23 protein-coding genes are annotated in these 24247 nt (G+C 41.1%); 10 read left to right on the top strand and 13 right to left on the bottom strand.

Annotated elements, in window-relative coordinates:
• Positions 1–9: 9 nt before the first annotated feature.
• The 4 genes from tssL to tagH are packed head-to-tail and all read right to left on the bottom strand — an operon-like array spanning position 10 to position 4408.
• Positions 10–1290 carry a type VI secretion system protein TssL, long form gene (tssL, locus tag MSC25_RS10950; protein WP_064387139.1) on the bottom strand — a complete coding sequence of 427 codons (1281 nt, stop codon included), beginning with the start codon at positions 1288–1290 and terminating at the stop codon, positions 10–12.
• Positions 1291–1310: 20 nt separating this feature from the next.
• Entirely contained in the window at positions 1311–2639 is a 1329-nt protein-coding gene (tssK, locus tag MSC25_RS10945; protein ID WP_248443407.1) for a type VI secretion system baseplate subunit TssK, read from the bottom strand.
• A gap of 14 nt (positions 2640–2653) precedes the next feature.
• Positions 2654–3118: a type VI secretion system lipoprotein TssJ gene (gene tssJ / locus MSC25_RS10940; RefSeq protein WP_248443406.1), complete on the bottom strand. Its 465-nt coding sequence runs from the start codon at positions 3116–3118 to the stop codon at positions 2654–2656.
• Positions 3119–3133: 15 nt separating this feature from the next.
• The gene (gene tagH, locus MSC25_RS10935; RefSeq protein ID WP_248443405.1) at positions 3134–4408 is read right to left on the bottom strand and encodes a type VI secretion system-associated FHA domain protein TagH; all 1275 of its coding nucleotides are present in this window, start codon (positions 4406–4408) and stop codon (positions 3134–3136) included.
• 484 nt (positions 4409–4892) lie between these two features.
• Between tagH and MSC25_RS10930 the strand changes: the two genes are divergently transcribed.
• Both MSC25_RS10930 and MSC25_RS10925 read left to right on the top strand, forming a co-directional pair.
• The gene (locus MSC25_RS10930; protein WP_138576608.1) at positions 4893–6866 is read left to right on the top strand and encodes a serine/threonine-protein kinase; all 1974 of its coding nucleotides are present in this window, start codon (positions 4893–4895) and stop codon (positions 6864–6866) included.
• A gap of 134 nt (positions 6867–7000) precedes the next feature.
• Complete coding sequence (locus MSC25_RS10925) at positions 7001–7357, top strand: PEGA domain-containing protein (protein WP_024032889.1); 357 nt, start codon at positions 7001–7003, stop codon at positions 7355–7357.
• Between the two features lie 38 nt (positions 7358–7395).
• Here the strand turns inward: MSC25_RS10925 and MSC25_RS10920 are convergent, their stop codons facing one another.
• On the bottom strand, positions 7396–7779 hold the full coding sequence (locus MSC25_RS10920) for a DUF1294 domain-containing protein (RefSeq protein WP_248443404.1): 384 nt from the start codon (positions 7777–7779) through the stop codon (positions 7396–7398).
• 53 nt (positions 7780–7832) lie between these two features.
• Between MSC25_RS10920 and MSC25_RS10915 the strand changes: the two genes are divergently transcribed.
• The gene (locus MSC25_RS10915) at positions 7833–8363 is read left to right on the top strand and encodes a hypothetical protein (RefSeq protein WP_064387144.1); all 531 of its coding nucleotides are present in this window, start codon (positions 7833–7835) and stop codon (positions 8361–8363) included.
• A 63-nt stretch (positions 8364–8426) separates the two neighbouring features.
• On the opposite strand, the gene MSC25_RS10910 is transcribed toward MSC25_RS10915, so the two are convergent.
• Positions 8427–8969, bottom strand: a complete 543-nt coding sequence (locus tag MSC25_RS10910) for a carboxymuconolactone decarboxylase family protein (protein ID WP_248443403.1) — start codon at positions 8967–8969, stop codon at positions 8427–8429.
• Between the two features lie 132 nt (positions 8970–9101).
• Here MSC25_RS10910 and MSC25_RS10905 point away from each other — a divergent pair, with 132 nt between their 5' ends.
• On the top strand, positions 9102–9689 hold the full coding sequence (locus MSC25_RS10905) for a TetR/AcrR family transcriptional regulator (protein ID WP_248443402.1): 588 nt from the start codon (positions 9102–9104) through the stop codon (positions 9687–9689).
• 97 nt (positions 9690–9786) lie between these two features.
• Here MSC25_RS10905 and MSC25_RS10900 read toward each other — a convergent pair whose 3' ends face one another.
• The 5 genes from MSC25_RS10900 to MSC25_RS10880 form a co-directional block, all read right to left on the bottom strand.
• Positions 9787–11907 carry a methyl-accepting chemotaxis protein gene (locus MSC25_RS10900; RefSeq protein ID WP_029773648.1) on the bottom strand — a complete coding sequence of 707 codons (2121 nt, stop codon included), beginning with the start codon at positions 11905–11907 and terminating at the stop codon, positions 9787–9789.
• 99 nt (positions 11908–12006) lie between these two features.
• Positions 12007–13224, bottom strand: a complete 1218-nt coding sequence (arsJ, locus tag MSC25_RS10895; protein WP_029773649.1) for an organoarsenical effux MFS transporter ArsJ — start codon at positions 13222–13224, stop codon at positions 12007–12009.
• 31 nt (positions 13225–13255) lie between these two features.
• Positions 13256–14266: an ArsJ-associated glyceraldehyde-3-phosphate dehydrogenase gene (locus tag MSC25_RS10890; RefSeq protein ID WP_024032896.1), complete on the bottom strand. Its 1011-nt coding sequence runs from the start codon at positions 14264–14266 to the stop codon at positions 13256–13258.
• Positions 14267–14304: 38 nt separating this feature from the next.
• The gene (locus MSC25_RS10885) at positions 14305–14658 is read right to left on the bottom strand and encodes a metalloregulator ArsR/SmtB family transcription factor (RefSeq protein WP_004587025.1); all 354 of its coding nucleotides are present in this window, start codon (positions 14656–14658) and stop codon (positions 14305–14307) included.
• A gap of 357 nt (positions 14659–15015) precedes the next feature.
• Positions 15016–15900 carry a LysR family transcriptional regulator gene (locus tag MSC25_RS10880; protein ID WP_248443401.1) on the bottom strand — a complete coding sequence of 295 codons (885 nt, stop codon included), beginning with the start codon at positions 15898–15900 and terminating at the stop codon, positions 15016–15018.
• A gap of 193 nt (positions 15901–16093) precedes the next feature.
• On the opposite strand from MSC25_RS10880, the gene MSC25_RS10875 reads away from it, so the two are divergent.
• From MSC25_RS10875 to MSC25_RS10865, 3 genes are all read left to right on the top strand, one after another.
• Positions 16094–16714, top strand: a complete 621-nt coding sequence (locus MSC25_RS10875; RefSeq protein ID WP_007992017.1) for a glutathione S-transferase — start codon at positions 16094–16096, stop codon at positions 16712–16714.
• Between the two features lie 119 nt (positions 16715–16833).
• Positions 16834–18969, top strand: a complete 2136-nt coding sequence (locus MSC25_RS10870; protein ID WP_248443400.1) for a pyridoxamine 5'-phosphate oxidase family protein — start codon at positions 16834–16836, stop codon at positions 18967–18969.
• Between the two features lie 40 nt (positions 18970–19009).
• Complete coding sequence (locus MSC25_RS10865; protein WP_013754461.1) at positions 19010–19477, top strand: nuclear transport factor 2 family protein; 468 nt, start codon at positions 19010–19012, stop codon at positions 19475–19477.
• A 278-nt stretch (positions 19478–19755) separates the two neighbouring features.
• Here the strand turns inward: MSC25_RS10865 and MSC25_RS10860 are convergent, their stop codons facing one another.
• Entirely contained in the window at positions 19756–20184 is a 429-nt protein-coding gene (locus MSC25_RS10860) for an organic hydroperoxide resistance protein (protein WP_138612389.1), read from the bottom strand.
• A 135-nt stretch (positions 20185–20319) separates the two neighbouring features.
• Between MSC25_RS10860 and MSC25_RS10855 the strand changes: the two genes are divergently transcribed.
• Positions 20320–20778 carry a MarR family transcriptional regulator gene (locus MSC25_RS10855; RefSeq protein ID WP_248443398.1) on the top strand — a complete coding sequence of 153 codons (459 nt, stop codon included), beginning with the start codon at positions 20320–20322 and terminating at the stop codon, positions 20776–20778.
• Here the strand turns inward: MSC25_RS10855 and MSC25_RS10850 are convergent.
• A complete protein-coding gene (locus MSC25_RS10850) occupies positions 20767–21666 on the bottom strand; it encodes a LysR family transcriptional regulator (protein WP_248443397.1) in 900 nt (299 codons plus the stop codon). The two genes, MSC25_RS10855 and MSC25_RS10850, sit on opposite strands and share 12 nt — an antisense overlap.
• Before the next feature lie 113 nt (positions 21667–21779).
• Here MSC25_RS10850 and MSC25_RS10845 point away from each other — a divergent pair, with 113 nt between their 5' ends.
• Both MSC25_RS10845 and MSC25_RS10840 read left to right on the top strand, forming a co-directional pair.
• Positions 21780–22790, top strand: coding sequence for a zinc-binding alcohol dehydrogenase family protein (locus tag MSC25_RS10845; RefSeq protein WP_248443396.1), 1011 nt, complete (start codon positions 21780–21782; stop codon positions 22788–22790).
• Between the two features lie 2 nt (positions 22791–22792).
• A complete protein-coding gene (locus tag MSC25_RS10840) occupies positions 22793–23896 on the top strand; it encodes a major royal jelly family protein (RefSeq protein WP_248443395.1) in 1104 nt (367 codons plus the stop codon).
• The last annotated feature ends 351 nt before the right edge of the window (positions 23897–24247 follow it).

Raw genomic sequence — 24247 nt, 5'->3', positions numbered from 1 at the left:
TCAGCCTCATTAAAATAATAAATCGATTTCAATTCGTCGGTTTAGTGACCGAGAAGCTGAATCTGAATTGCTGGCGATAGGCTCTGCAGCACCTTTACCTTCAGGCCATAAACGGCCACTTAGGTTTGTACTTTTAGCCATAGAATTAGCAACTTGCGTTGCACGGGCTAAAGAAAGGTGCCAATTTGATGGGTATTTATCAGTCCGAATAGGCGTATCATCGGTATGCCCAGTAATTAAAATACGCCCTTTTGTTCCTTCTAAACTAAGTGCTAGCTTTTCTAAAATGGGTTGAATTGACGGTAATAGTTTAGCATCGCCTTGATTAAATAGACTTTCGCTGTTTATTGAAATTCTTATGCGGTCTAGGTTTTTCTTTACTGTCACAATCCCCATCTGAATTTCTGTTTGCAGTAACTGCTCAAGTACTAATAGTTGCTTATCTTTTTTATCTACACTTTCGTTTTGCGCTATAGGATGAATAACAGCCAGCTTATCGTTAAGTGAAGTAACGCCATCGTTGAGTTTCATGTTGATAAATAAGTAAACCATTAACAGCACTAAGCCCAGCACTGAAAAAATCACCCAAAGCGGAACTTGATTTCTAAGCTCTACGCCAGCGGCAACACGCTGCTTCCAATTAGGTGAAAGTTTATTGTTCAATGGGCCATCTAATTGATTTAAAAGATGATACATTTGAGAGCGGTATTCTTCTATTTTAGTATCGCCACCGTTGTCTAGCCTGTATTTACCTTTAAAGCCTAAGTTTAAGCAATGGTACTGCAGCTCAATAAATTGTTTGTGTAGTTCAGGTTGAGCCAGTGCATTATCAAGCAGGGTGTAAAAGTATTCACCGCCAAACGTTTCTTTATGAAACGTCGAGAGTAAACTCTCATCAGCCCACTCCATTGAGCTCCATTTAGAATTTAAAACTGATTCATCTAAAATCGCGCACAAGCAATAACGCGAGTTGGTAATGACATCTTTAGAAAGCCCCTGGTTACGCACTTCAACTTCAAAGCGCTTTACAGCCTCAACACAGCGATGCTTTAAAGCAGCAATATTTGTCATCTCTTTAGCTTGGCTAATCGAAATTACAATTGAAAAGCAATCTGTTGCCGCTTCTAAAAGTGGGTTTTTAAAAATTGAAACTTTAGACGTATTAGCAACACTGCTGGCAACAGGCTCAACAGACATCACTGTTTTATCAGCATCGTTATCAACATTAGGAGTGTTTGAAGTGTCACGCCCTAGTCTACCAGGGCGAGGTTTTATAATGGTTTCGTCCATTGAAACTCTTCCTTTAAAAGTTAGGTTCTAATTGCCCAAAGGCTTATTTGTAGCTCTGGGTAATTGCCCGATAAGTGGATAGCGATACCACCACTTGAACGAAGTTTTTCCCAATGTTCACCCTGCTTGTTTAACTCAAAGTAATGAAAACCTGCATGGTATGGGATTTGGCGCGGTGCCGTTGGTAAGTTACTAATGGTAATACCAGGAATTTGGTTATTAACTAAGTCACGTATGGTTTCTACACTACCGATCTTAATTTGTGAGGGCAGTATTTTGCGCAGCTCTTCGTGCGGTACACTTGCTTTGATTGCTAAAACAAATTGTGCCGAGTTAAGTACAGATTTATCTTTTAGTGCGCCAAACGAAATACCAAACTTGCTTTGCTCTAATTTAATTTCTGTCGCAGTTTGTTCAATAACATGACTTAAAGATTGATATAAGAAATTAACTACTTCAGAAAATACTTTGCCCAAATTTTCATGATCGTACTTAGGCAGCTTTGGTACTCTTTTATTCGCAGTACTAAAAGTAGATAGCTCGCCAGCAAGCTCAATAAGGCGGGTATAAAATACATTTGGGTGGAGGTTATTCACGCTAAGTAGATTGTCAAAAACAGCATCGTACTTATTAAGGGTTTGCAGCATGATAAAGTCGGCAACAGAGGTACTCCCTGCATAACCTTGGCATAAACGCACAGAAATACTCTCTGCACGCTGTTTTATCATAGAGCCTATTTCTCTTACTAAACCGAGTAACGGCTTGCATTGACCTACTTTTAAAGAGGCAGGTATGTATTTAGTGTCAAGCTTAATGCTTCCTTCATTGCTTACTTCAATAATGCGCGCCACAGGTAGCAAAATATACCCAGCGAGATCATCAGATGAAAGTACAAGCTTGCTATAAATTTTAGCAACCTGAATTACCTCTTGAGATTGAGCTCCCAAAGAGTCGTCACTAACCGCTAAGTCATTTAGTTTATAGCGCGTAACAATATTCTCATCCAGCGCTGAAATATTAATACCACTGTTTTTGATTGCCGGGATAGCTAGGTATACCACCTCATCATACACGTCTTTACTAACCACTAATGGCTCAGGTAAAGGAGTAGACTGTGGCATTTCAATTGGTAGTAAATCAGGCGTAATAGCACTTAAAGACTCAAGGGCAAACTGTCCTGAGTTCAATAATTGTGTGTCTATACTTATATCAATTATGCCCCATGGATCAGATAAATTCCCATTGCATAATTGATTTATTAAGTTAGAAAAATGCTTATCTGATTGTTGAAAATGTTGCGGCCTTAAGAACATCCCTTCAGTCCACGCAACACGAGTGTTATCACCCATTTTACAAATCCTTTTTATTGTTCTCTCATGTATGTTGCAATTGCTTCAACATTTACATCTATATCGTCATAGCCTGTTGGGTCAACCTCTATAACGGCTCTCCACCTTGCTTGGTCGATATCTCTATAGGCCACAACAACACCCACATAACGGGTATTTCTGTTAAGGCTCATTTTGTATTTTTGTACTGAGTTTGGTTGTAGCTCTAACTCATCTTTTTTAAGTAAATCTGGACCCAGTAGCTTTTCAGGCGTTTCGTATAAGCTAAAAAAGTCCTGCGTATCAAAAATTGTTCGTGAACTAAGTTCAAATATTTTCATAACAACTGGCGACGGTCTCTCTGATGTGTCTGGATTTACATCTTTAGAAACATTAATAATTAAATCAGTTGAAGGCGGCACTATTTTATTTACGGTGGTACACCCAACCGTCAAAAAGAGTAGGCTAATGCTCATAAAAAAGAGCTTAAGTTTAGACATTATTTACTTTCCTTCCTAAAACGTTTCTTGAGTTTTATCATTGTAAGCCTTTAAAAAATCGTCAGATAACGCCATAGCGCCTTTAGCATTAACATCATGCGCTAGCTCTTCATGAAGGCTTTGGTATATCTTCCAACATTTTGCTTCTGACTGGCCTGGAATAATCTTTAATACATTAGAGTTTTCATTTACTTGCTGGGTGATTAGCTGGGGAGAAACCTGCTCTAAAATCCCTTTAAGTACACCATCAGCTCCTGCTAATAAAGCATGTTCATGTCTTCGTGTATCAGTAAAACTTTCTTTAATCGATTCACGAGACGACAGGAAGCTTGCACTATTTCTTATGAATAAATTCTGAATAACATCATCAATATCAGCAGAAAATTTTATAGGGTTATTTTGCTTTGTTTGAAACATGGTTTGATTCAAACGTAATTGATTTTTTACCAATGCTCGTTGTCTTAATGACTCCATCAGCTCGTTTAATAATAAATTTAAACTTTGCCCCATTTCAAACCACAACTCTGGTGTATTGAGGGCATTTTGAAGCTCAGTTTTAACACCTAAACCTTTTAAAAACGCCTCCGATAAAGCGGAATTAGCGCTTGCGGTACTAGCGTGTGTTTGCGCTTGTTTTACTGGCTGCTTAACGGGTTCTGGTGTTTTTTGTGGCTCAACTTTAACGGGTTGTTCTGCCACTGCAACATCATCAAAATGGTTTTGCGGTGAGACTGACACATCAGGGTTCATTAAATGTGATAACTCATCCCAATTTTCAGGAATTTGATTATCAGGCTGTGCCATGTTTTCTTCTTTCATTGAAACAGCAGGCATTGACTCATCTAAAATAGATTCATTTAAAAATAAGTCACTTGAAGAAAAATTATCTATTGCAGGTGCCGGGGCACTATTTCTTAGTGCAAAGTCATCCGTATTTGGGCGTGCTTCATTGTATGCTGTCGTAGATTGAGAATCAGCTAACTCGACCTCAATTTGAAAGTCCCCCACTGTAATCACATCACTGTGTGCTAAACGGTGTTTATTACCTTGACCAAGCGCAGACACGCCAAAATTAACAAACGTTCCGTTAGTAGAGGTATCGTATAAGTAAAACGAATCCCCTTCTTTTTCAATACGGCCGTGTTGGCTAGAAATTATTTTTTCAGGATCAGGCAAGTGCCAATCGCACGCTTCCGAGCGGCCAAAAATAAGAGAGTGTTTAGTTGTTTTAGAAGCTTCAATTTCAGGCGAGAGTCTATGATAACTAGTTATATTTAGTATCAGTTCCATTTGATAAGTTAGTCCCATAAATCTACATTTTTATTAGGATAAAGTAGAAGCGAAACTATTGTCAACATTGAAATTAATATATAAAAATATACACATATATTTAAATTTGAAGACAATGATAAATCTAATAAACCTAAAAACATGAAATCCAATAATTAAATCACCGTTTGAATGTTCCTTTTCCAGCACACTGTAACAAATTTAATCCCAAACAAAATAAAGTGATAAATTACCGATGAATGTACCTTTTACGCCTTTTACAGCGCTTTTAAGCACGTTATTTTTTAAGTTTAAAAATAAAAAAAAATTTTAAGTTAGTTAAAACAGGCGACATAATTAATTTTGTATGAAACTTCTACGCTAGAAAGATTGCTAAAGTAATCTTTTTTTGTAAAAATACTGCCGTTATCAAAGGGAGAATTGATAAAAACGATAAAAATTCACCTTTGCAATTATTTATATATACACAATAAAAGGATTTATAATGAGCGGTATCAATAATTCTAACGATAAAACTCAGATAGCGTCGCTTGATTCAAATCTCAAAAAACCCCAAGCTAAAAATAAGCTCAATCTAATTGGCAAAAAAATATCTGCTCGTTACTTGGTTGAAGAATTAATTGGCCAAGGCGGTATGTGTTATATCTATCGCGCAAGGGATTTATTTTTAGAAAGCCCAAGCCGCCCTGAAGTGTTTGTTGCGATAAAGGTGTTACTCGAAGAGTTTTCACACTCAGAAGAGGCCATCACTCTCCTAAAAGATGAAACCACTAAAACACAACGGTTAGCTCACCCTAATATAGTTAAAGTCTATTCAGCAGGTTCAGATGGCGATCTTCACTATGTAACAATGGAGCTTGTTGAAGGCGAAACACTTGAGCAAATAATAAAAAGAAATAAACCCACTGGCATGGTGTTTAAAAAAGCCAAAGTAATTTTAGAGCAGTTAGCTGATGCACTGATTTACGCGCATGCACGCGGTGTTATCCACAATGATTTAAAGCCATCGAATATTATTTTTGATTCTAACGGCAACTTAAAAGTACTTGATTTTGGGATTGCAAAACATAAAACCATTGAAGATGCCTATGCTGTTCAAAACCAACAAAATGCCGCAGTTGTAGGTGGTTACACCCCCACCTATGCAAGCCCGGAGCAACTTAAAGGTGCAGAAGCATCAGTTAAAGATGATGTATTTTCTTACGCATGTATAGCCCTTGAACTATTAAGCAGCAAACATCCATTTAACCGCGTAGCAGCTGATAAGCTAGCAAAAGAGACATCGGCAAAACGCCCTAGTAACTGCCCATTATGGTTGTGGGGTAGCTTAAATAAAGCAATTGCATTAAACGCTTCTGATAGATTAAGTTCACTCGACCCCATTACTGCTAAATTAAACCATAATTACAAACCAGCTATCGCACTAGTAGCAAGCTTAGTGGTTGCTACAGTATTAGCAGGGCAATATTACTTATCTAACGATAACAATGTAAAACAGCTCGAAGCAAAATTAGATAATGCTCAGGCTATAAATCAGCAAGTAAAAACGTGGATGTCGTGGAGTGGCCCAAGCATACTCGATAAGCTTTCTGAAATACCGCCGCAATACGAAGTTTTAAAGCAAGGCTTATTGCGTGTAAATCAAGAGAGTGTTTTGCAAAGCTTTGATGGTATGGCTAATCAGCTAAATAATAGTGGTGATAAGTTTAAGAACTTCGACGAAACAATAGATGTATACACTCAAGCGCTTGAATACTACCCAGATTCAGAAAAGCTTTCTGTGCAACTGGAAAGCATTTTAAGAGAAAGACAATCTATTATTTTTGATATTACATCGCGAATTAATTTACTTTTAGAGCAATCTCGTTATAACGAAGTTGATAACAATAGTATTCCTCAGTTAATTCTTGATTTACATGAGGTAGATAAAACTTATGTTTATCAAGTATCTCCTACCCACTTCGAAAACTACAAAAAAGCGTTAGAAAACGCAATCGCTAAAGATGATGTAGTCACTCAAAGTTCTTTAATATCCGTTGGTAAAGCCATTTTGGATAAAAAACAGAAATCTGAAGTTAGCTTTGAAAGTTTACTACAAAGAGAGTCTGCAATAATCGCGTTAACTGATTATCAAGATAAACTTAATCAAGGTAAGGAGGTAGTCTTCCCTTCAAATGCTGCTTTAGTGTTTTATGAACAACGCTTCGAACGCTATTCTAAGCAACTAACTGTTATAGATAAATATAAAGATTTAATTGCACTAGAGGAGTTAATTGACTCAGAGTCGACTATTTTGCCCAATGATTTTCCTTTATTAGTATCTATCAGGCAAGAATTGTCAAAGCGCTATATCACAATGGCCAATAGCTTAATGAAAAAAAGAATGTATCGAACAGCTGAAACATTAGTTGAGCGAAGTGAAGCTATAACAAAGTCCTTAGATAGTATTATGCTGTAGCACCATTAGTGTATTTGAAAGTTTTTAAATAATAAATATACAAGCTATGAATTTAGGAAAGACAAATATTATCTACTTTATTACTTCCTTACTTTCATGGCCCTATTTTAAAATAATAATTTTACGGAGCTCACATGAAAAAAATAACCGCACTTGCAGCATTACTCATCTTAAGTGGCTGTGCAAACACTTCAAATATGAATGAAACTGAACAAAAAGTTGAAGACAATGTTGCCGATGTTCAGGCTGAAGTAGCCGAAGTGGTTGCTCCAATCTCACTTACCGTAATTACTAACCCTAATGACGCTCGCGTACGTATTATGAATATCAAACCGGTATACCAAGACGCGATCGAACTAAAAGAAGGTGAATACGATATTGAGGTAAGCAAACCAGGTTACCAAACTTATCGTAAGTGGGTTGTGGTTGATAAAAAAACCATACTTACAGTAGAGTTAGATGAAGTAGCCAAAACTGAAGCTGCAAACTAAACCCCGTGTAAAATTGTATTTATGCCTTTAAATATACATTAATTTAAAGGCATAACTCTCACGTTTTCTGCAAAAAATGTAATAGCCCCTATTACACTCACATTCCCAAAAATACACAGCCATAACACCACTATAAAATGACGTTTTTGCGATTTATGCCTAAGCCATTGCTGTGCAATGAGTGCGCCGGGCCAACCGCCAAGTAACGACAGTAACTGAAGCGTGCGCTCGGGTGTGCGGTTTACTTTTTTATGCGCTGATTGTTTAGCTTGTCGTTTATCCCATGCGTACATTATAAAAGTAAAAAAGCTTAAACCTGTAAAGTAGCTTGGTATATAAATGCTCATATTATAAAGCCAATGAGCTTGCCATACTGCGACCAAAAAAAGCAGTGCAAAGGTGATTAATGTTTTCTTTATCAATTCATGATCGCCTATACTAAAAAGAGTTAAACCAAAATAATAAGAGCCAAATTATGACATACTTTAAAGCCCTATTTTTAGTATTATGCTTATACGCCTTTAATAGCTACGCCGCTGATACCCCAAGTAACCTTGATAAAGAACTCGCTGTATTTAAACCTTATTTAGGTACATGGCAGGCCGATTTTGACGTACCTAAAGGTGCAAAACCTGTACAAGATGTTGGCCTCTGGGAGCGCGCATTAAATGGTAAAGCTATACATACCAAGCACTCTATTAATGAAGGCGAATATGGTGGGGAATCAATGATTTTTTACGACAGTAAAAAAGAGTCATTGGTGTTTTACTATTTTACTACCGCAGGTTTTTACACAAAAGGCACCATGAAAGTGCTCAGCCCTACCCAATTTGTAGCGTATGAAGAGGTAACAGGCAGTAAAGAAGGTATTACTAAAGTGCGCTCGATCAGCGAGCTAAAAAACGATACGTTTGTAGTTTCAACTTCTTATTTAAAAAAGGGTGAGTGGACTAAGCCCGAGCAGCGTACTTATACACGCAGCACTAAAGCCGTTAAATTTAAATAATGGCCATTCGCTTAAAACACAAAAAGGCAGCCTAAGCTGCCTTTGTTATTTATAAAACCGCTATTATTTAGCAAACTTTTTAAATGGTTCGTCAACTGGTGTATCAGCAAGATGGTTAGTGTAGTTGCTCATTACTTTTTGCGATAAGCCTACAACAATTTCTAGTAGTTGCTGTTTACCGTAACCTGCTGCAAAAAACTTTTCAATTTGCTCATCGCTAATTACGCCGCGATCGCGTGTCATTGCAAGTGTGGTTTCACGTAGTGTTTCAAGTTTTGCATCTGCTAGTGGTGTTTTGTTTACTAGGGCATCAACAATACCTTGGTCTACATTCATTGAAGCGGCAATTGCGCTGTGTGCTGGTACACAGTAATGACACTCATGCTCAACATTAATTGTTTGCCATACCACCGTTAGCTCTTCTGCATTAAACGATGTTTTTTGAAATAACTCGTGCAGTACTTGGTAACCTTTAAGTAGCGTAGGCGCTTCGGCCATTACGGCGTGAAGGTTTGGTAACATGCCAAATGCTGCTACTGAATCAGCCATAAGCGATTTTGATTCTTCTGGTGCGTTGTCTTGAGTATATAACGTAAATTCTGCCATGTTCTGCTCCAATAAATTAATGTGTTTGAGTAACCTAGTGTCAGGTTAAGTAACTTCGAGACACATACTATTTGATTTTGAGCGACTGTTCAAGTTAAAATTGAGCATACGTTCAAAATAGTTGAGAATAAAATGGCAAACAAAGTTAAATTTGAGCGCGATAATGTAATTCGCGTTGCAAGCCAATTGTTTTGGGAAAAGGGGTTTAACGCCACCTCAACCCGCGATTTACAAGAAGCCATTAACATGCGCCCAGGCAGTATATATGCGGCGTTTGGCTCTAAAGAAGGCCTATACAGCGAGTCTTTAAAAGACTACACAGTACAAATGAAAAACCAAATTGATGGGTTTTTAGCAAGTTCTGACTCTGTTTTAGGTGGTTTGCGTGCGTTTGTAGAAAACGTAATTATTAAAACCAAAGACTGTAGCCCAAGTGCTATTTGTATGTTGGTAAAAGCAAACAGCGAATTTGCAGAAAAAGACGCCTCGTTATACGAGCTAAGCTTAGACCTATCGGCAAAGTTTGAAGCCTACTTAACCACCTTGTTCGCTCAAGCCATTAAAAATAATGAGCTAAGCAGCAACCTTACCGCGCTTGAATACGCGCAGTTTTTTCAGGTGCAGTTTACTGGGCTGCGTGGCTATTTTAACCGCCCAGGGGTTGAGCAATTAGCGCTGCCGATGATCAACCAAATGTTTGCCTTGATCAAAAAGCTATAACGTTTCACCTTACTAACCTCTAAAAAAGTCTCAACTAAAAAAGCGGCTAATTCGTGTGAATTAGCCGCTTTTTATATTTGGTAGGGTTGATCTTTACTTACGTTTTAAGTTTATTTAGTTCGCTATCTTGCTGCGCTACCAGTGCATTAAGCGCCTCACTGCTATCGCCCGCCTGAGTCGATAAATCAGCCAGTTGCGATGCAGCATCTGAAATAAGCGTAAGGTTACGGTTTATCTCTTCGGTTACTAAGCTTTGTTCCTCGGCTGCGGTGGCAATGTGGGTAATTTGATTAGTAATTTCATCTACTTTTACTACCACACTGTGCAGCGCGTCAAACGCCACTGAGGTTTCGTCTACTGCGCTTTGCGCGCGTACTACGCCTTTTTCAATTACGGTTGATGCATTACCTACTTCTAACAATAAGCTATCTATAAGTTGGCTAATATCATCGGTAGATGAGCGTGTTTTAGACGCCAGTGCACGTACTTCATCGGCAACTACCGCAAAGCCTCTGCCGTGCTCGCCAGCGCGTGCTGCCTCAATGGCGGCATTAAGTGCAAGTAAGTTGGTTTGCTCTGAAATGGTTCTGATCACATCTAAAATTTGCGTAATATCTTTACTACGCGAAGCCACTTTTTCAACCGCTTGGTTGGCTTCTTTTATTTCTTCAGACATGGTTTTCACTTGGCTCATAGCCGATGACAAGCTCGACTCACTGCTAACCACTAAACCATTTATTTCATCCGCTTGTTGAGCAGATTGCTCAGAGGCTCTGGCAACTTCAAGTGCGGTGGCGCTCATTTCGTTCATAGCGGTCACTACACTTTCAATTTCTTGAAACTGCGATTGCACATTATGTTTTGTATCAATAGCAATATGCTGTGCTATTTCGCCTTGCTGTTTTGTTTGCGAAGATACATCTTTAAGCTCTGCAATTAGGCCACGTAGCTTAGCTAAAAAGGCATTAAAACCACCCGCAAGCGCAATCAGCTCTGCGTGGGTATCTACATGGAGTGTATGAGTTAAGTCACCTTCTGAGCTGGCAAGGTTATCTACACGCTGTTGAATTTGCTCAAGGGGTGCAACCACAGTGCCCACTACCACTTTCATAATAATAAAAGCAATTAAAGCAATAACAGCACCGGTTATTAAAATAACAACACCGAGCTGATTGGCCGAGTCACTCATGTTTTTAGCTAAGGCATTGGGCCCCTCTAGCGCTAAATTACTTGGCACTTCAATAAGTAGGCTCCACTGAGTGTTAGCCAGCTTAATATTAATTGGGTAGTTAACTAAATACTCGCTAGGTGTTTTAAAAAGGCCATGTTGCCCTTTAAATTTAACCAGCTCACTGTAAGTATTGCTACTAACTGCCTCTTTAAATGGGCGGCCTAATTTAGATTTATAATGACTGCTGCCTACAATTAAACCTATATCACTTAAAAGTGTTACTTTTGCTTGGCCGTTATAAAGTTCGCTCGAAAGTTTTTCGGTTAAGCCCTGAAACGTAGGGAGCGTTAAATCAACGCCTGCTAAACCAATAAAGCGGCCCGATTTAGTAATAGGTACGGTTAAAGAGGTAAGCATAACCGAATCACCAGAAGGTATTTCGTAAAGGTAAGGTTCCATAATACAGGGCTTAAGTGTATCTTTTGCGCATAAATACCAATGCGCTTCACGAATACCAAATTCGTTTAACGAGGTCAGGTATTTATCGGCAGCGTTAGCTACTTTTTGCTGCTCAATAATGCCGTTTTGATCACGCGTTATATATACTTCTAACGTGCCATCGCCATTAACTGAGTGTTTATATCCTTGCTTAAATTGCGCGTCTTGCCCATCAAAGGCATTGGCTTCAAACTGCGAATAAATTGACGATAAAAACCGATTTTTTTCAAGTATAGAGCGGTTAATGCTCACTACCGTGTCACGGTCTAATGTTTGAGTATTAGCCGCATCACCAAGTAATGCAGCTAATGAGTTTGGAATTCGGTAAGCTTCGTTGATAAACCCGGCAATTTTTTCGCCGTAAGCAGCCGCGTTTGCGTTAAGCTTTTGCTCAACTTCGGCCACGATATAATCTTCAGACTCTTTAGCGAGCGCCTCGCTGTTTGATGACATTTGCCACCATAAAACCCCAGAAAGTACTAATACTGTTAAAAATGTACTCCCTACAGTTATCCATAATAACTTTTTTGCTAACGTGAGTTCTCGCACTTAAATTACCTTTTGTTAAAACACCCCTACAGTTTAATATACAAACTGCATCAAGCCATCAATAACATAAAATAATTTAAGTTTTTTGAACAATTAGGCCTAACGCTTGGCCAAAATAGCAGTGGTTATCGTGGCACCTATGAGTAAAGCAACGCTCACCCACAAACACGCTACAAAGCCATAAACCTGAAACACCCACCCCGAAAGCACCGTGCCCAGTAAACGCCCCATGGCATTGGCCATATAATAAAAGCCAACATCAAGCGATACACCATCGCTTTTAGCAAAGCTGACAATTAGGTAACTATGCACAGATGAATTAACGGCAAATACACCGCCAAAAATAAGCAAACCTATAATCAGCGTGGCATGCACGGCCACATCAAGTTGCATAAAAAGTGCTAATAGTGCTGTTACACCACTTAGCAGCAACACCCATAAATAGGCATGTTTAACGGTATCAACGTTTGAGTTACTGGTGCCGGTAATACGCGGCGCTTGTGATTGCACACCACCGTAGCCAATTACCCAAAGTGCCATAAAGCCACTTACCCACCAAAAGTTCCAGTTAAACTGCTGGGCTAAATAAATAGGTAAAGCCACTACAAACCATACATCACGCGCGGCAAACAAGCATAATCGTGCTGCACTTAGTAAATTTATTGCACGGGATTTAGAAAATAGCTCTTTAAACTTAGGCTTATTTTTAGCCTTGCCCATGTCGCCTTTTAAAAATACAACGCTAATAATCCACGCAATAGTGAGTAATAAAATAAGGGCTTTTAAAGCACCTACAAAACCCAGTACCGTAAGGAGTAAACCACCTAAAAAGAAGCCGACCCCTTTTAACGCATTTTTAGAGCCCGTTAAAATAGCCACCCATTTATAGAGCTGGCCTTGGCCGCTTTCTCCCTCGGGCACTAAGTGTTTAATGGCGCTTTTGGCGCTCATTTTATTTAGATCTTTTGCTATGCCGCTAAGCGCTTGCGCCGCCATAACATAAGCCACGGTGAGCCATTCACTTGGCGCACATAACATGGCAAGCGCCATTATTTGCAGCGCCAAGCCAAAGTTCATGGTTTTATTAAGGCCTAAATGAGCCCCTAGCCAACCGCCCACTAAATTGGTGATCACACCAAAAATTTCGTAAAACAAAAACAGCATGGCAATGGCCAGCGCACCATACCCTAACTGATGAAAATGCAGCACCACCAGCATACGTAGTGCGCCATCGGTTAAGGTAAATGCCCAGTAATTACCGGTAATTATTAAATACTGTTTTATTGCTGTAGGTAAATTAGCGAGTTGCTCAAACATGGTTAACGCCCTTAAAACCTTTAATTAATGGTTAAACCAAGTCACTTTTAGCAACTTTAAGCATAAGCTCGGCAGTACGATTAGCGTAGCCCCATTCGTTATCGTACCAAGCGTATAATTTAAGCTGGGTATTATTAATAACCATGGTAGAAAGCGCATCAATAATGCTACTGCGTGGATCGGTTTTGTAATCAATCGATACAAGTGGTTTTTCTTCGTAACCTAATACGCCAGCAAGCTCGTTTTTAGACGCCTGAGCAAACCACTCATTCACCTCAGCGGCAGTTACACCACGCTCAAGCTCAAATACACAGTCAGTAATCGATGCGTTAGTTAAAGGTACGCGCACAGCATGGCCATTTAACTTACCTTTTAGCTCAGGGAATATATGCGTAATAGCTGTTGCACTACCGGTTGTGGTAGGTATTAAACTTGTCCCGCACGAACGAGCACGACGTAAGTCTTTATGTGGCGCATCAATAATAGTTTGGGTATTGGTAATATCGTGAATAGTGGTCATTGAGCCGTGCTTAATGCCTACTTTTTCTTGCAGTACTTTTACAATAGGCGCTAAACAGTTAGTCGTACACGAAGCCGCAGTCACAATTTTGTGCTCATCTGGGTTATATAAATTATCGTTAACGCCCATAACCACATTTAAAATGCCGTCTTCTTTTACCGGAGCGGTTACCACAACGCGCTTAACACCTTGTGCTAAATATTGATTTAACAGCTCAGTGGTTTTCATTTTACCGCTGGCTTCTATTACAACATCGCAATCTGACCAATCGGTATCGCTAATGGTTTTGTTATTGGTAACGGCAATAGTATGTTTACCCACACTAAAGCTATTCTCGTTTGCTGTAACGCTGTGCGCTAAACGCCCGTGCACTGAGTCAAACTCTAATAAATGGGCATGTGTTTTAGCATCGCCTGCAACATCATTTACTTTAATAAATTCTACTTCTGGCCACTCTAAAGCCGCGCGCAGTGTTAAACGCCCCATACGGCCAAAGCCGTTAATACCTACTTTAATTGTCATAATAAATACCTTTAGTAAAGTTATATCAATTTGCTTAATTAACAGCAGCTTGCTGCACGCTCTGGGCGATTACCCATAGCATTGAGTCGATTTAAATCGTCGTTATAAAACGCAGAATTTTCGTTTCGTGTTTGCGTTAGTACGCTAAGAGCCCATTGTGGCAGGGCTTTATTAATACTGTAATACACCCATTGATTTTGCTTACGGTCGCTCAATAGGCCACACTGCCTAAGTTGCGCTAAATGGCGCGACACTTTAGGTTGGCTCAGTTCCAGCGCAGCAACAAGCTCACACACACATAGCTCTTGCTCATGGCTAATTAATAACATGGCTTTTAAGCGCGTATCGTCGGCTAAGCATTTGTAAAATTGAAGTGGGTTGAGTTGTTCCATAGCATCCTCGTTTAGTTAGTGTGCATACAATAAAACAAAACGAGGATATATGAAATAGTGAATATACGATTTTTCGTATGTTTATTTAAAAGCCCGCTTCAATTAATGTGATCTCTAGTAAATTGCAGCGCACAAAAAAGCCCAGTGGCAAACCACTGGGCTTTTGTAGCGTTTTAGTATGAGCATACTTGTTTTATCGCTACTGCCATTTAAAGCCTTATGCTAACAAGGTATTTACGCAGATCTGTGCGATAAAAAGATGCCCTACGCTTTGCTCTATTTCACGAGCAAAGTCTAAATCAATAAGCAGATACGTTATACATTGTGCCTGCACAGTAGCTATTGAGGTAATTACCACTAAGTTGCAAAAGAAAGCGCAAGATGATCAAGTAATGCTCGTATTCTTGCCGGTAAGTGGCGGTTTGAAGCATACACTGCGTTTAATTCCAATATGCTTGCTTCATAGGGTTCGAACAGCAACTGCAATGAGCCGTCTTTTACGTAAGGCTCAGTCACGTATTGTGGGCCCATGCCTATACCCAGCCCTTGGGAAGCCATGTGGGTTACTGCTCTGGGGGAGTTAGAAGCAAAATCGCCGCTAACATTAACGGTGAACGTATTGCCATCTTCCTTGAACTTCCAGTTTTCCGGATCGTTTTGAGAAGTCTGCAATAAACAATTGTGTGTCGCCAGCGCACGAGGATGGCTTGGTTTGCCATTGCGCTTTAAATACTCAGGAGAGGCAAAAAAAACAATACGCATATCCATCAATCTTTTAGCGATCAGTGTTGAGTCTTTCAACGGCCCAAACCTCACAGCAACATCCACACCTTCATCGATGATAGCCACGTACTGATCAGACAGGTTCAACTCAACATTGATTTTCGGATGCTGGGCTAAAAATGGGGCCAGTGCGTCGACTAATTTGGTACTGCCAAATGCGGTAGGTGCGGTTAAGCGAACCGTGCCAGACAGAGCAGACTGTCGATGCTGAATGACATCTTCTAGCTCTTCAAATTGTTCCAACAAAGGAACGCATCGCGCAAAGTACGCCTGCCCAGTTTCGGTCAACGTAACGCTGCGCGTAGTGCGGTGGAACAACAAAGCACCGTGCTTTTGCTCCAGCTGAGCAATGTATTTACTCGCCAGTTTAGTGCTTATACCTAGTTGCTTGGCACCACCAGTGAAAGATTTTTGCTTAGCCACCGCAATAAACGTACGCATGCCATCGAGTGTATCCATAAAAGCTCCGTGTAATGCCCTGCGTAATGCCTCGTGCAATGCCTCGGCTAATTTATGAATATTTTGTACATAGTTATTCCATAAATCAACATATTGTTCATAAGAAACGCAGCGCCTAATATTTACCCATGTCACGACAGGTCAGTGACTAACAGCAAAAGTCATCAGTTAACGATTAAATAAGGTAAATATCATGTCAAACGCCATTAAAATTCACGGTTTTCCATTATCCGGTCATGCCCACCGAGTAGAGTTATTTGCGAGTGTTGCAGGCATAGCCCATGAAGTTATTTATGTAGACTTACCCGCTGGGGAGCATAAACAAGCCCCATTTCTGGCTCTCAATCCATTGGGTGTAGTACCAGTAATAGAGGATTCAGACGTGGTAATTCACGATTCAATATCAATCTTGATTTACTTGGCACGCAAATATGCCCCTTCATATATTCCGCAAGATCTTGCCAGCGAAGCTGAGATGCATCGTTTCCTTGCCATGTCTGCAGGAGAGATATCCTACGGCCCTGGTGCAGCGAGATTAATTAATGTTTTCAACTCGCCGGTTGACCCTGTTTTCGCTAAAGAAACAGCAGCAAAAGCCCTAACAAAATTGGAACAGCAACTCGATGGCAATGACTTCTTAGTGGCTAATAAAGTGAGCTTGGCTGATTTTGCGATATACAGCTATGTCGCCCACGCTCCCGAGGGTGATGTCTCTCTTGACCCATATCCGAATATACGTCGCTGGTTATCTAACGTAGAAGGATTAAGCGGTTTCGTTCCTATGCAGGCTACAAAAGCGGGGCTGGTAAAGTAAGTATTTGTTAAAGCGGCTCTGTCTTTCAATGAATAGGTTTGAGCCCAGCATTCTTTTGCATCACCAGTTTAATATTTTAGGCAAATGCTTTTCCGGCGCACTGCGCTAATGGAGTCATTATGAACACACACATTACTTCAAGTGCTTTTCACGAAGGTGAACAGCAAATGCAAAGAAGTGCCGGAAGTTACGAAAAAATGCGTACTATTGGCCGCCGCGCGATCCGCGAATTTATGCCAGATCAGCATAGGCAGTTTTTCCAACAACTGCCGTTTATGGTGCTGGGTAGTACATCAGATAAGGGGCAACTTTGGGCGTCAATTTTGCCTGGAAAGCCCGGCTTCGTGCAGTCCCCTTCCCCGACTCAGCTCACAGTAAACACCCCAATTTTATCAGGTGATCCATTAGCAGCAGCAATCACACAAGGTGCTCGATTGGGTTTATTGGGGTTAGAAATGTCGACCCGGCGTAGAAACCGAGTCAACGCTTGTGTTACCAGCGCAGCGAACAACCAGTTTATCCTAGAAGTTGAGCAATCTTTTGGGAATTGTCCGCAGTACATTCAAACTCGCGACCTTCATTTTATCCGTTCGCCAGATGCGCCATACAAGGCTCCGCGCGCTGAAACGTTTTTTGAACTAAGTGATAGCCTAAAGGCCTTTATCCGCCAAGCGGATACGTTTTTTGTTGCCAGTTCTGCGGGTCACGAACCTGCAAACGAAGTAAACCGTCAGCTATCTGCCCATAATGCTATGGGGGTTGATGTGTCACACCGTGGTGGCATGCCAGGTTTTATAAAGGTTGACGAAAACACCCTCACCATTCCTGATTATGCAGGGAATAACTTCTTCAATACGCTGGGTAATTTCCTGTTAAACCCCAAAGCGGGTTTACTGTTTGTTGATTTTACCAGCGGCGATGTTTTTATGTTAACCGGCACGGTTACCTTGCTGGCGAGTGACTCACCGATAATTAAAGGGTTTCAAGGTGCGCAGCGCGGCTGGCAATTTACCCTAACCCAAGGGGTGACATTAAAAGCGGCACTTCCATTTCGCGCTCAGTTCGACAGCTATTCTCCCAATTCTCAAGCCACCAGTACTTGGTCACAGACAGAGGCGGTGTTAAAAGCACAAGCTAAACGCAACCAGTGGCGCGCATTTACCGTCAGTAAAATCGAAGACGAGAGCAGTACAATCCGCTCATTTTATTTACAGCCAAAAGATGATTCTCCCGTACTGCCATTTTCCCCAGGGCAACATTTAACCCTGCGTATTAAGCAGCAAAATACTGAAAACTGGCTTGTGCGCAATTACACTGTATCCAGTGCCCCAACGCAAAGTGGTTATCGTATTTCAGTAAAACGTGAAGAGTATGGTGTGATATCAAGTACCTTGCATTCTCGAATATCGATTGGCAGTGAAATACAGATTAAAGCACCAAGCGGCCATTTTTTTATCGATAACACACAACAGCGCCCAGCCATTTTAATAGGTGCGGGTGTGGGCATAACGCCAATGGTGGCCATGGCAAATGATGCAGTTAATGAAGGTATACGCACTCGCTATATCCGCCCAATGGCAGTTATTCAAGCGGCCAAAAATAGGCAGCAACGCGCTTTCTATGCAGAACTGAGCAACATTGCAAAGCGCAGTGCTGGGCGTATTCAGTATTATTCTGTATTAAGTGATATTCACTACGCTCAGACAGAGAGTTCTGCGGCATCGAACGATTACACTTCCCAAGGGCGAATTAGCCAAAGCTTGGTAATGGACGTGCTTAATGCAACGGCCACAGAGCATAGCGACGATTTCCCATCGCTGTTCGACAAAGACTTTTATCTGTGTGGTCCTCAAGGTTTTATGCAAAGTATGTATGACTTACTGATTGGCATTGGGGTAAAAGATGAAGATATTCATGCCGAAGCGTTTGGGCCATCATCTCTAGTTCGTCAATCAACAGATACCAGCAACTTCGCTGAGCTAGAGGCTGAATCTTCTGTGATAAAGTTTGCCCACTCAGGTATTGAACAAAGCTGGTACAAGGGTGACAAGCCCCTGCTCGACGTAGCCGAAAGCAAAGGTCTTACGCCACCATACAGTTGCCGCAACGGCCAATGTGGCTCATGTGCGGTTAAACTAAAAAGTGGTGCTGTAACGTATCGCACCAAGCCAAGTGCGCATATTGACGCATCAGAAGTATTGTTATGCTGCGCGGTACCAGCGAAAGATAGTCAAACAATCACGTTAGCCTTGTAATCGAATTAAAAACGTTAATTTACCCAAAGAGGATTTAAAAATGAGTACACGCCCACCACTGCCCCCCTTTACCCGCGAAAGCGCCATCGAAAAAGTGCGCCTAGCAGAAGATGGCTGGAACAGCCGGAATCATGAAAAGGTATCACTTGCTTATACAGAGGATACCAAATGGCGTAATCGCAGCACTTTCGTGAATAACCGCGAAGAAGCCGCCGCATTTTTAAAAGGAAAATGGGAAAAGGAACTGGAATATAGGCTTATAAAAGAGTTATGGGCTTTCACTGAAAATCGTATTGCCGTGCGTTACGCGTATGAGTGGCACGATGACAGCGGCAACTGGTTTCGCTCCTACGGCAACGAAAACTGGGAATTCGATGAAAACGGCTTAATGCAAAATCGCTTCGCTTGCATCAACGACTTACCCATCAAAGAATCAGAGCGTAAATTCCACTGGCCTCAAGGACGCCGCCCCGACGATCACCCAGGACTGTCGGAGTTAGGGTTGTAAGCACACCCAATACATCCGATACAAACGATAAAGCCAGCCCTCTATCGGCGTTCTTGCAGAACGCCTTAACCCTTTTCATCCTCCCAACATTTTTCAGCATTAAAGAGCTGCTTACTTAATCACTGCAAGACAAATACAGCTGTGTCAGTTGCTGGTATATGGGTTAATTTAATCATGCTGTTTTCATATATTTATAACGTTATTTTTTAATAAACTTTGCATACAAAAAAGCCCAGTGGCAAACCACTGGGCTATTACAATGCTAAGTAATCAGTTAATTAAATAACCGAAAGCTCAACTTCAATATTACCGCGTGTAGCATTTGAGTATGGGCATACTTGGTGTGCTTTATTTACCAGCTCTTGCGCCGCCGCTTTATCCATATCACCGAGTGATACAGCTAATTTAACTGCAATGCCAAAACCGCCTTCAATCGCGCCAATAGATACTTCAGAGTTGATGTGGGTATCACTTGGTAAATCTATTTTTTCGCTACCGGCTACAAATTTTAGCGCGCCAATAAAACACGCTGCATAGCCTGCGGCAAATAACTGCTCTGGGTTGGTGCCTTGACCATCGTCACCACCTAGCCCTTTTGGGGTTGATAAGTTTACGTCTAAACGGCCATCGTCTGATTTAGCTACACCTTCACGGCCACCGGTTGCAGTTGCTTTTGCTGTGTAGGCAACGTTTTGTAATACATTCATAGTGAACTCCAAAGTTTATCAATTAATTTAGTTTGCATGCAAAATAATAGGCCAGGTAATTAGAGATTGCAAATACTTTGCATGCAAATTAAAATGTTTTTTGAGTTGAAGGTATTAACGCACTAGGAGTTGGGTATGTCATTTGAGCAACTAAAATTAAAAAATCAGCTGTGCCATCGGTTATATATGGCATCAAATAGCATTGCACGTGCTTACCGTGAGCCTTTAGCTGCACTTAATTTAACGTATCCGCAGTATGTAGTAATGATGGCGCTGTGGGAGCAAGACAAAATAACCATAGCGCAGCTAATAGATAAAACCGCTATTGATGGCGGCGCTATGACCCAAATACTCAAAAAAATGACCGAAAAGTCTCTGTTGGCTGTTATTAAAGATGAGCACGATAAGCGTAAGCGCCTAATTCAGCTTACCCAAAGTGGGCAAGCCCTTAAAAACGAAGCCGCTGATATTCCAAAAAATATATTATGTAAGTTTGAAAGTGTAGACCCCACACAAGCTAAACAGCTTATGCAGCTACTTGATTTAGTAGTAAACGATTTAAATACTAAAAGTGACGATGAGTTAGCCAACTAACGCGGTTATTTTTTGTTGAATAAACGCCCTAAATGCGCTGATCACCGGGGTCATTTGTCGCCGGTCGGCGTACATCATATAAAGCGGTAGCGGATCGCTTTGCCACTCGGGGCATAAATGAACGAGCTCTCCGCTTGCTAAATCATCAATTACATCTAAGTACGACTTATACGCAATGCCTTTGCTCTCTAGCGCCCAGCGCCTAACCATTTCGCCATCGTTAACTATGTGTTGGCAATTTAGCTGCACTTTTTGCACTGCGCCATTTTTATAAAATCGCCACTCTTTAAACACTTCGCCAAAACGCATAAAGGTAATGGTGGTGTGCTGCGTTAAGTTAAGGGGGTGTGTAAGCAATCCATTGTTTGCTACATATTCAGGAGAGGCCACTAAAATACGCGCATTATTTAAAAAAAGCGGCGCTGCAATTAACTGCGAATCTTTTGGTACACCAAAGCGCAGTGCAATATCAATTGATTGGCTGTAAATGTCGCTTACTTCGTCACTTAAGTGCAGTTTAAGTTTTACATGCGGGTATTGCGCTAAAAACTCATTAAGCCATTCACTTAGTTTATTACGCCCTAAGTCGCACGGGGCCGATACCTGTAGCGTTCCCGTTACTTCGCCCACTGCGGTTTGTACTGCAGCTACCCCTTGTTGAATAAGCGAAAGGGAGTCTTTGGCGTAAATTAAAAACTGCTCCCCTGCCACACTTAAGCGTAAGCTGCGAGTAGAGCGAATAAACAGCACGTTTCCTAAGTCTTTTTCTAGGCGCTTAATAGCTGCACTTACCGCCGCTGGGGTTTGCTCGTTTTGTCGTGCGGCTTCCGAAATACTGGCGCAACTGGCTACATCTATAAAAGTTTGAATATCGTTAAATGATCGCATATTTTCAATTAAAATTTGAAAGTGCTTTAGTTTTTCATGTCTTTTTCTATTTTTCAACTGAGCTATAGTGCTTACACGTTAAAAACACTTGGTTAAAATCATCAGGAACGCACATGAAAGCATTTGGCTACACCAAAAACTCTAAAACGCTTACAGCAAGCTCAATACAAGCAATTGAGCTTGATACCCCAACTGCCAGCGGGCACGACCTACTTATTGAAGTAAAGGCTATTTCGGTAAACCCTGTAGATACAAAAATACGTGCAAATGTAGCGCCAGAGCAAGGCTACAAAGTATTAGGCTGGGACGGCGTAGGCGTTGTAAAAGCCGTTGGCGAGTCGGTATCGTTATTTAATGTGGGAGATCGTGTATTTTACGCTGGCGATTTATCGCGCCAAGGCAGTAATGCGCAATTTCAATTAGTTGACGAGCGTATTGTAGGCCGTGCGCCTAAAACATTAACCGACGCACAAGCCGCAGCGCTGCCGCTAACCAGTATTACCGCCTACGAAATGCTGTTTGATCGCCTGCAAGTGCCTAAAAATAAGCAAAATACTCAGCAATCTATTTTAGTTATTGGCGCCGCAGGTGGCGTTGGATCTATTTTAGTACAGCTTGCCAAACAGCTTACTGGGCTAAATGTGGTAGGTACTGCATCGCGCGAGCAAAGCGTAACTTGGCTTAAAGAGTTAGGAGCGGATCATGTGCTTGATCATACTAAAAACTTAAACGAGCAGCGCCTAGAGCTTGGTTTAGCTGAGTTTGATTACGTTATTAGCTTAACCCATACCGACCAATACCAAGAGCAAATAGTTGAGTGTATTAAACCGCAAGGTAAATTTGCGCTAATAGATGACCCTTCATCGTTCGATATTTTAAAGTTTAAGCGTAAATGTATATCGGTGCATTGGGAGTTTATGTTTACCCGCTCGCTATTTACTACCGCCGATATAACAGCGCAGCACACCTTACTTAATGAAATTAGCGAGCTGATAGACTCAGGTATACTTAAAACCACGCTTGGGCAAAATTTAGGCCCAATTAACGCCGCTAATTTATATAAAGCACATCAAATTTTAGAATCGCACACCTCACGCGGTAAACTTGTTTTAGAAGGCTTTTAAGCATGAACCAGATTAAACAAATACTTTTAGCAGCAGCCTGCAGCACCGCATTGTTAACCAGCATTGCATTTGCTAATACCCAACCTACGCACACCGATTTAAAAACAGTTGCTACATTTGATGCACAACACCCACCGGGTAATATTGCTATTACGCCATCGGGTCGTAAGTTTTTATCGGTACATGGTTTTTACGGCCAAAAACAAAAAATTATGGAGCTATTAAGCGATGGCACCACCAAACCCTACCCTAATGAAGAATGGGCATACGCGTACAAAAACGGCAAAGGCTTTTACGATGTACTTGGCATAAATGTATCTGCCGATGGCGTGTTATGGATGCTTGATACATCAGGCCCTGATCGTGCTGGGCGTTTAGTCGGTTGGGATACCAACAAAGAGCAGCTGCATAAAATAATTTATTTAGCTAAACCCACCATTACCGACACCTCGTTTTTAAACGATTTAGTTATCGATAATAAACACAGCGTTGTATACATTGCCGACACCGCACAAGGCAGCCAAGCCGCTATTATTACCGTAAATTTAAAAACAGGTGAGGCGCGCAGAGTCTTACAAAATAGCCCATACACCACAGCCGAAAACATCGACATGGTCATTGAAGGGCGCACCATGAAACTAGGCGGCCAACCAGCACGTTTAGGCGTAAACCCAATCACACTCGACCCAAGCGAACAGTGGCTTTACTTTGGCTCTATGTCTGGCACATCGGTTTACCGTATTGCCACAAGCGATATTAACAATAAAAGCCTGAGCGCAAGCGCCCTTGAAAGTAAAGTAACGCGTTACGCCACTAAACCAATTTCCGACGGCATTATTGTTGATGGCGGCGGTAATGTGTATGTTACCGACATAACCAACGGCGCAATTGGTGTAGTAAAACCAAGCGGTAAATACCAGGTATTATTTAAAGACGAGCGCTTAAGCTGGCCTGATGGCTTTAGTTATGGCGCCGATCATAAAATATATTTTACCGTAGATGAGCTACACCGCTCGCCAGTATTAAATAACGGTAAAAATGCCAGCCAAGGAAAATTTAGTGTGCTGTCGTTCGACCCACTAGTAAAGGGTAAAGTAGGGCGCTAAATACAGCGTATAAACCATACGCCACGCACCCGCTGCGTGGCTTTTTGGTGCAACTTTTAAGCCTTTTAGCCCCAAAGTGGTGCTAAGCGCTCAAAAGTTATTTTTAGTGTTTTAATAAATATCTGATTTGTATTCATAAAATATTCAATTAACAGTTGGCATAATTCTTTCAAAGTACAGATGTGTTCAGTGAAACTTTCAAGGAAAATACCATGGCTAACCTATACCACACCCTTTACCTACTATGGCGTTTAGACATTAGCGTATGGCAGGTAAACGATCCGAGCAATACCCATACTACGTGCGATAAAGAGCGAGTTTACAGCCGATAAATTTCGTATTTATAGGCTT

The organism is Pseudoalteromonas sp. 1CM17D, from assembly GCF_023161805.1.
GTDB classification, from domain to species: Bacteria; Pseudomonadota; Gammaproteobacteria; order Enterobacterales; family Alteromonadaceae; genus Pseudoalteromonas; species Pseudoalteromonas atlantica.
The sequence above is the reverse complement of the archived record's forward strand: the minus strand, read 5'-3'. Positions and strand labels throughout refer to the sequence as shown.